This window comes from Rhodococcus sp. NPDC059968, assembly GCF_042738615.1.
Taxonomy (GTDB): Bacteria; Actinomycetota; Actinomycetes; order Mycobacteriales; family Mycobacteriaceae; genus Rhodococcus_F.
The window spans coordinates 1-8,138 of the sequence record NZ_JBHWUE010000194.1 but is presented as its reverse complement, the minus strand read 5'-3'; the positions used below and the strand labels follow the sequence as shown (position 1 = coordinate 8,138).

Here is an 8,138-nt window from a genome sequence, read left to right as displayed (position 1 = left end):
AGCGCGACATGGGCCAGCGGCGCCAGATCACCCGAGCATCCGAGGCTGCCGTACTCGTGGACCACGGGTGTGATGCCGGCCGACAGGAGCGACGCATAGACACGCGCAACCTCTGGGCGCACCCCCGTGCGCCCGGTGGCCAGGGTCGACAACCGCAACAACATCAACGCCCGCACCACTTCTCGCTCGACCTCGGGACCCGACCCCGCCGCGTGGGAGCGGATCAGGCTGCGCTGCAATCGGGCGCGCAATCGAAGCGGAATGTGCCGGGTGGCGAGGGCCCCGAAACCGGTGGACACTCCGTAGACGCGCTTCGGATCCTCGGCGAGATCCTTGATGCGCCGCCGTGACTCGCTCATCGCAAGGAGCGCATCTTCGGACAGCGTCACGGCGGCGCCTCGGCGAGCGACACTCAGCACCTGCTCCGGTGTGACCGCTCCGACGCCGACTACGACGATCTCCTCGGTGCTTGCGCAGTCGTCTCCGTGACGCGCAGCGGTATCGACGCTCATACTTTTTCTTCCCTTCGGAGGTGTGAATTCTGGACGCGGTCGAGCAGTCGTGTGCGCTGATCTCGATCGAGGGCGAGTTCCGCCCCGACCACCGCCATCGCGATTGCCCCGTCCAGTACCGCTTCGTCGGCGGACGGGGAGGTGCCGTGCAGTGCGAACTCGGCCGTGTGATGTGCGGCATCACCGACGTCGTACCCGATGGTCGGGTGGATGGCGGGTAGGACGTGGGAGACGTTTCCCATATCCGTCGACGCGATGTGGTCGCCCGCCCGAGACAGGGCGGTCCGGCCGCGGGCGCCGATCGCCCGGGAGTATGCGCGGGTCATGAAATCGTCCTGTCGCAATTCCGCGAAGTCCTCGCCACAGGGTGTGATGGTGACGTCCGTGCCCGTTGCGAGTGCACCGGCTTCGAGACATGCCCGCACTCTCGCCTGCACCTGCCGGAGCTTGGTCGTCGATGTCGCTCGAATCTCCACTGCCACTCGAGCATTCGACGGAATCACGTTGCAGGCCTGCCCGCCGTCGGTGACGATGATCGATACGACGAGGCCGGGCTCGAGTTGCTGACGCAGGAGTCCGACGGCGTTGTACGCGACCGCTACCGCGTCGAGCGCGTTGGCGCCCAGCCACGGAGCGGTCGCGGCGTGCGAGGACCGGCCCATGTACTCGGCCGTCCACTGGCTCATCGCCAGGGAGGATCCGCCCACCTCGTCCCGCCCGCCCGCGTGCACCATCATGGCGGCGGCGACATCGTCGAATACACCGGCTCTCAGGAGGATGGCCTTCCCGCCGCCCGCTTCCTCGGCAGGGGTTCCCACGAGCTTGATCCGGACATCCAGGGAGTCCGCCACCTCCGCCAACGCGATCGCCGCACCCACCGCGGCGGCGCCGTTGACGTTGTGCCCACACGCATGGCCGATCTCGGGAAGCGCGTCGTATTCGGCGCAGAAGCCGATGGTGAGGGCGCCGGTACCCCTGGTCGCGACGAAGGCCGTCGCCAGGCCCCCGACGCCTGTCGCCGTCTCGAACCCGGCACCTTCCGCGAGGTCGATGATCTTGGATACCGATCGATGTTCCTCGAATGCCAGTTCCGGCTCGTGATGGAGGCTGTGACTCAGGGTAATCAGTGCGCCGGACCAGTTCTTCACCGAGGACTCGATCTTCGCCGCAACATCGGCTGGGACGAGCGCCCTTCGGTCCGTCATGAGAGGTTCGCTCCCTTGCGGTAGCACAGTCCGAGGCCGGCCCCCACGAGGGCGACCGCTGCACACACGCACCACAGCCACACGTAGGACTGCATTGTCACCCCCGCGGAAGTGCTGGTCGCGGAGAGGATTGCGCCGACAGTGGCCGCTCCGATCGCCGCACCCATCGAGAGCGCGAGTTCGTTGATCCCCGCCGCCATCGCGGTCTCGCGGTCGGGTACCGATTCGACGCACAGGGCGCGCGTCGAGGCCTGGTAGCCCCCGAAACCGATGCCGAGCAGAGCGATAGCGGCGAGATACTGGAGCGCCGACGAATGCCAGAGGAGCACACTGCCGAAAGAGGTTGCGATCAGGGCGCCCGACAGGGCTAGTGTCTGCCGTTCGCCCAGCTTGCGCAGCATCGTCGCTGTGGAGAGTGAACTCGCGAGCGCGAACACGTTGAGAGCCAGTGCGACGAGCGCAATCGCGCGAGGCCCGTAGGAGAGGCCGAATCCGCTGTCGTCGGGCGAGGACCCGAGAAAGACTGCATTCGCACCGAAGAAACCGATCGTCGAGAAGGCCAGACAGAAGGTGACCCCGGAGACGACGGCCACGGGCGGGTGGACGAGCATGCGGAGATCCACCATCGGGAACTTCGAGCTCGAGTCGACGCGGATCCACGCAGCGAGACCGATGACGCCAACAGACATCGATCCGATCGTTTCGCCCGACGTCCATCCCCAGTCTGCACCGAGCGACAGGGCGGCCACCACACCGGCCAGACCGAGCGACAGCAGAGCGAAGGACACGAGCGGAATACGGCCGCCCGACCGTGGAGCACCATCGGGGATGAGGAAGCCGGCGATCACCGCCAGGACCGCGACCGGTACCGCGACCCACAGCCCGAGTGTCGCCGACCGCTCGCTGAGGGAGCCCGCGATGACACCGCCGATGCCGACCGCCGCGGTGAGGACGCCGACCAGTAGGCCGACTCCGGTACGGCGACTCGCCGGCGCCTGATGTCGCAGGATCCCGATCAGGAGCGGCATGAAGCCCACGACCGCACCCTGGAGTACGACACCGACCGAGATCGTCAGCACGCTCGGCCACATCGCCATGATCAGCGACCCGGCAGCGACGAGGGCAATGGAGAGGCGCAGGAAGCGGCGGTACCCGAACGAATCGCCCAGTTTGGCGAGTAGTGGTGTCCAGATCGCGAACGCCAACTGGGACAGCAGATAGATCCTGGTCTGTCCGGATGCCGTGATCTGGAGGCTGTCGCCGAGCGACGGCAGCAGTGGTGTGAGATAGCCCTGCGTGACGCCGCTGAGCAACTCGACGGTGGCCATCGAGCCCAGTAGTGCCCCGACCGGGAGCCGCCTTCCCCTCAGGTCCTCACCCACAACCGATATTGTCCGCATCATCGACCTCGACTTCGCTGTGCCTGGTTGTTCCAGGTTGCGCACCCGCGCTGCGACAACTCTCGGTGGCCCACCTCACTAATCTGGAAAGATGACCGGTTTCTCACAGAAGAGGACCAGAAAAATGCCGGATGTAACGTCAGCGATCGCAACCGAGCTCGATCTCGCCATCACCGATGCCCTCCAGCTGAACCCGCGAGTCGACTGGGCAGAGCTGGCTCAGACCCTCGGGCATACACCGAAGACACTCGCGAGAAGGTGGAAGCTGCTGACCGAACGCGGTTCCGCGTGGGTTGCGGTGGTACCCGGCCCGGCATTCGTTCGCCAGGGATGTGCCACATTCCTGGCCGTCCACTGCAGACCTCAGGCGAAGCGCGACGTAGCCCGGGCACTGGTCGCCGAATCGGCTGTGGCGACCCTGTCCAGCACGACCGGCGCTGCGGACTTCCTTCTCGACGTGTTCGTTCCCGGCATCGCAGATCTCGCTCGGCTTCTCGACGACCGGATCGAACGAATCGAAGGAATCACCGCGGTGACATCGATGGTCGCGCTGACCACCTACCGGGAGGGTTCGCGGTGGCGGGTACAGGCGCTGGACCTGGAACAGTCCACTCGCCTGGTGCGGCCGACCCCCTCCACCCGTAGGACACCGCTTCCCTCACTCGACGACCTCGACCGGGCACTGCTTCAGGTCCTGGCGACGGACGGCCGGCAATCCTGGACCGATCTCGCCGCTCGGTGCGGGACGACAGGGCCGACCGCGCGCCGCCGAGTCGAGAGGATGACGGACTCGGGCCGTGTCGCTCTGCGATGCGAGGGAGCTCCCGAACTTCTGGGGCCCGTCGTGCCGACGACCTTCATGATGACCGTTCCGCCGGGTGAGCTGAACACAGCGGGAAACCTGTTGGGCCGCATGCCCAGATGCCGTGTGGTCGAGGCTGTCACAGGGACGTCGACGATCGTCGCCACCATGTGGTTTCGGGCGGCAGCCGAGATCGCGCCGTTCGAGGCCGCCGTGACACGCGAACTCCCGTCACTCGTGATCACCGACAGGTTCATCACCCTGCACATGTACAAGAGGGGCGGGCACGTACTCGACCCCCTCGGCCGTACCACTGGCGTGATCACGTTGGCTGCGTACTGAAGGTCGTCCGGACAACTCACAACCGGTGCAAGTCGACGTCGCCGAGTTCCCCGTCGCGGGCGGTGGCGGTCATGTAGGTGCAGTGCGGCTGGCGCCGTCGATCCGTCGGCGATCCCGGGTTCAGCAGTCGCAGACCGGTTTCCGTGGTGGTGTCCCAGGGGATGTGGCTGTGCCCGAAGATCAGGACGTCGGTGTCCGGGTAGGCGGCGGACATGCGTTTCTCCCTGCCAGCGGAGGCTCCGGTCTCGTGCACGACGGTGATGCGCACGCCGGCGAGGGTCACATCCGCCCGCTCGGGCATCAGGGCGCGCAGGTCGTCGCCGTCGTTGTTGCCCCAGCACGCCACGAGCCGCGCCGATCGCGCCCGCAACGCTTCGAACGTGGGGAGATCGACCCAGTCGCCGGCGTGGATCACCACGTCGGCGCGGTCGACCTCGTCCCACACCCGGGCGGGCAGGTCGCGCGCCCGCTTCGGGACGTGGGTGTCGGCCAGCAGCAATAACCTCACCGTGACAGTCTGCGCCACGTGGCGGGCGCGACCCCTACGCGCCTGCGAGGGCGGCGGCGTCCTCTGCCTGCAACAGCAGACCCATGTGCTCACGCATCCGCTGGGCGTCCGGCTCGAGTCCGGTGAAGATCCGGAAGGAGTCGACGGCCTGACCGATGGTCATGCCGATTCCGCTGAGGGTCCGGGCACCGATCTCGCGGGCGCGGCGGAGGAGTTCGGTTTCGGCGGGACGGTAGACGACGTCCGCGACCCACAGGTCGGGGCGCAGCAGTGCGGCGTCGAGTGCCATGCCGGGGTGGGCCGCCATGCCGATCGGCGTCGCGTGGATGAGGCCCTGCGCCGCACCGACCGCAGCAGGAACGGCGGAAAGGTCACCGGCAGCGATTTCCCGGTCCGGGAACAGGTCGGCGAGCGAGTCGCGCAGATCCCTCGAGCGCGCAGCATCGGCGTCGATGATCGTGAAGTGTCCGACACCCCGGGTGAGCGCGCCGTAGGCGACGGCCGCACCGGCTCCGCCGGCCCCGAGTTGCACGACGCGGTTCATGGGCGCGCCTTCGAGGCCCTCGTCCATGTTGCGCGCGAATCCGGACCAGTCGGTGTTGTGGCCGATCAGGCGCCCGCCGTCGATGTGCACCGTGTTGACCGCGCCGAGCTTGCGGGCGTCGTCGGACAGGTCGTCGAGGAGCGGAATGATCGCCTGCTTGCAGGGGTGCGTGATGTTGAGCCCGTTGAGCCCGAGGAGCTTGGCGGCCGCGAGGAGCTGCGGCAGTCCCTCGACTCCCATGCCCAGTGTGTCGAGGTCGAAGATCCGGTAGACGTACCCGACGCCCTGCGCGCGACCCTCGGCTTCATGGAGGGACGGGGTCAGCGATTTCGAGATCCCGGTGCCGATCAGACCGCACAGGTAGGACGGGTGAGCGGTGGGGGCATCGAGGTCACGAGAGGTCATGGCGATCACTTCCGGGAGAGGGTGGGAACTAATTAACTATCTAGTGAGTTATGTCACGGTAGCATACCTCCATACCGCGCGGAAGACAGCACAGGCAGGAGTTTCAGGGATGACACGAAGTAAGACGACGGGCGCCACCTCCGAGAAGGAGACGGTCAAACGGACCCGCAACCCCGAGAAGACCCGGGAGAACATCCTGCGGGTGGCCATGACGGAATTCGCCGACAAGGGTCTGGCCGGGGCCCGCATCGACGAGATCGCGGCGAAGACCGCCACCACGAAGCGGATGCTCTACTACTACTTCGGCGACAAGGAGGGCCTGTACCGGGCAGTCCTGCAGCGCGCCTACGAGGAGATCCGCTACGAGGAGTCCCAGGTCGACGTCGACCACCTCGAGCCGACCGAGGCGATCCGGGCGCTCGCCGAGTTGACGTTCGACCATCACGAGGCTCACCCGGACTTCATCCGTCTCGTCGCGATCGAGAACACGAATCGCGGCGTCAACCTCGTCCAGGCCGAGGGACTTCCCGAGACGCAGGCGCCTGCGATTCGCACGCTCGAGCGGATTCTCCAGCGAGGGCAGGAGGCGGGCATCTTCCGCACCGACACGACGGCGCTCGACATCCACATGCTCATCAGCTCGTACTGCGTCTTCCGGGTGGCGAATCGGTACACGTTCAAGGCGCTGTTCGACTGGGATCTCACCGGCGCGGAGAACCGCCCCCACCTGCGCGCGATGATCGGCGACGTCGTCCTGGCCTACCTGCAGCAACCCGGGAGGGTATGAACTAACTATTTCGACCATTATTGACTCGAGGCTGTGACCTGGGTTACCTTGCTTGTACGACCTAGAACACCTGCTCGTTCGAGCCGCCAGTGTTCACATTCCTCGCTCCCCAGGAGTATCGATGACCATCGACTACGGCACCGGCGTCTCCGGTCGAAACGGTGACGGCAAAGGCCGCTCCTCCGTCGACCCCAACGCTGATCCCACCAACGCGAAGAAGGCCGCGAAGGCCGCCTTCTTCGGCAGCCTGCTCGAGTACTACGACTTCTACATCTTCGCCTCGGCTGCTGCGCTGGTGTTCCCGCACGTGTTCTTCGAGGGATCGAAGAATCCGCTGCTGCTGTCGCTGGCCACGTTCGGCATCTCCTATGTCGCGCGTCCGATCGGTGCCGTGTTCGTCGGACACTTCGGCGACCGGGCCGGGCGCAAGAAGGTGATGATGTTCTGCCTGGTACTCATGGGCGTCGTCACCTTCCTGATCGGCTGCCTCCCGTCGTCCGAGCAGGCCGGGATGGTCGGCCCGGCGCTACTGGTACTCCTGCGCATCTGCCAGGGCGTCTCCGCGGCCGGCGAACAGTCGGGTGCGGGCTCACTCACCCTCGAGCACTCCCCCGCTCACCGTCGCGGCTTCTTCTGCAGTTGGACGCTCACCGGCACCCAGGCCGGCTTCATCGTCGCGAGCCTCGCGTTCATCCCCGTCGCGGCGCTGCCCGACGAGAGCCTCTACAGCTGGGGCTGGCGCATCCCGTTCTGGTGCAGCCTCCTCGTCCTCGTCGTCGCCTACATCGTGCGCCGCAAGCTCGAAGAGCCCGAGATCTTCCTCGCCAACAAGGAAGCCCTGGACGAGGCGCCCGCCCCGCTGCCCGTCGTCGACCTCTTCCGTACGCACTGGCGTGACGTTCTCCGCGTGGTCTTCTGCGCCTTCATCGCCGTCGTCAGCACGGTGTTCTCCGTGTTCGGCCTCGCCTACGCCACCACCCCGGAGATCGGGATGAGCCGCACGACCATGCTGTGGGTCGCGATCGCCGCCAACGCGGTGGCCCTGGTCTCGCAGCCGCTGCTCGGCATGCTGTCCGACCGGATCGGCCGCAAGCCGGTGTTCATCGGCGGCGCGATCGGCTCGGCCGCCGGAATCTTCCTGTACTTCGCCGCGATCGGCACCGGCAACGTGGCGCTGATCTTCCTCGCGGGCATCCTCCTGATGGGAGGCGTCTACGCCGGGACCAACGCCATCTGGCCGGCGTTCTACGCCGAGATGTTCTCGTCGCGGGTTCGCTACTCCGGCATGGCGATCGGCACGCAGCTCGGTTTCGCTCTCGCCGGGTTCGCACCGACCATCGCCCAGGCCCTGCGCGGTTCCGACCCGAAGAACTGGGTGCCGGTGGCGATCTTCACCGCCGTCTGCGCGCTCGTCGCCGCGGCTTCTGCCTCCACCGCCAAGGAGAATTCCCGCACTCCGTTGCTCGACCTCGACAAGGAGGACGTCGCGCTCACGAAGGCGAAAGCGAACGCGAAGGTCTGACCCACTCGGAAACGAACGATGCGCCCGGCACGTGTGCCGGGCGCATCGTCGTGTCGGTGCCTAACGCCGCAGTTCGTGGGTGAGTGCTTCGAGTTCGTCGCCGCCGGCCAT

Annotated in this window: 8 protein-coding genes; 3 read left to right on the top strand and 5 right to left on the bottom strand. The window is 66.7% G+C overall.

The genetic code is table 11. From position 1 onward, the window contains the following. The 3 genes from ACFWAY_RS52360 to ACFWAY_RS52350 form a co-directional block, all read right to left on the bottom strand. Positions 1 to 512, bottom strand: a 512-nt coding sequence (locus tag ACFWAY_RS52360) for an aromatic amino acid lyase (RefSeq protein WP_378516339.1), incomplete at its 3' end; no start/stop codon positions are given. Further along, positions 509 to 1,717: an amidohydrolase gene (locus ACFWAY_RS52355; protein WP_378516338.1), complete on the bottom strand. Its 1,209-nt coding sequence runs from the start codon at positions 1,715 to 1,717 to the stop codon at positions 509 to 511. The genes ACFWAY_RS52355 and ACFWAY_RS52360, both read right to left, overlap by 4 nt. Continuing rightward, on the bottom strand, positions 1,714 to 3,099 hold the full coding sequence (locus tag ACFWAY_RS52350; protein WP_378452217.1) for an MFS transporter: 1,386 nt from the start codon (positions 3,097 to 3,099) through the stop codon (positions 1,714 to 1,716). The genes ACFWAY_RS52355 and ACFWAY_RS52350 overlap by 4 nt, the downstream gene beginning before the upstream one ends. A gap of 142 nt (positions 3,100 to 3,241) precedes the next feature. Here ACFWAY_RS52350 and ACFWAY_RS52345 point away from each other — a divergent pair, with 142 nt between their 5' ends. Continuing rightward, positions 3,242 to 4,261, top strand: coding sequence for an Lrp/AsnC family transcriptional regulator (locus ACFWAY_RS52345; protein WP_378452216.1), 1,020 nt, complete (start codon positions 3,242 to 3,244; stop codon positions 4,259 to 4,261). A 16-nt stretch (positions 4,262 to 4,277) separates the two neighbouring features. Here the strand turns inward: ACFWAY_RS52345 and ACFWAY_RS52340 are convergent, their stop codons facing one another. Both ACFWAY_RS52340 and ACFWAY_RS52335 read right to left on the bottom strand, forming a co-directional pair. Then, a complete protein-coding gene (locus ACFWAY_RS52340; RefSeq protein WP_378452215.1) occupies positions 4,278 to 4,769 on the bottom strand; it encodes a metallophosphoesterase family protein in 492 nt (163 codons plus the stop codon). A gap of 34 nt (positions 4,770 to 4,803) precedes the next feature. Further along, complete coding sequence (locus ACFWAY_RS52335) at positions 4,804 to 5,718, bottom strand: shikimate dehydrogenase (protein ID WP_378516337.1); 915 nt, start codon at positions 5,716 to 5,718, stop codon at positions 4,804 to 4,806. 109 nt (positions 5,719 to 5,827) lie between these two features. Between ACFWAY_RS52335 and ACFWAY_RS52330 the strand changes: the two genes are divergently transcribed. Both ACFWAY_RS52330 and ACFWAY_RS52325 read left to right on the top strand, forming a co-directional pair. Continuing rightward, the gene (locus ACFWAY_RS52330; protein WP_378452213.1) at positions 5,828 to 6,505 is read left to right on the top strand and encodes a TetR family transcriptional regulator; all 678 of its coding nucleotides are present in this window, start codon (positions 5,828 to 5,830) and stop codon (positions 6,503 to 6,505) included. A 121-nt stretch (positions 6,506 to 6,626) separates the two neighbouring features. After that, positions 6,627 to 8,027: an MFS transporter gene (locus ACFWAY_RS52325; protein WP_378452212.1), complete on the top strand. Its 1,401-nt coding sequence runs from the start codon at positions 6,627 to 6,629 to the stop codon at positions 8,025 to 8,027. Positions 8,028 to 8,138: the final 111 nt, after the last annotated feature.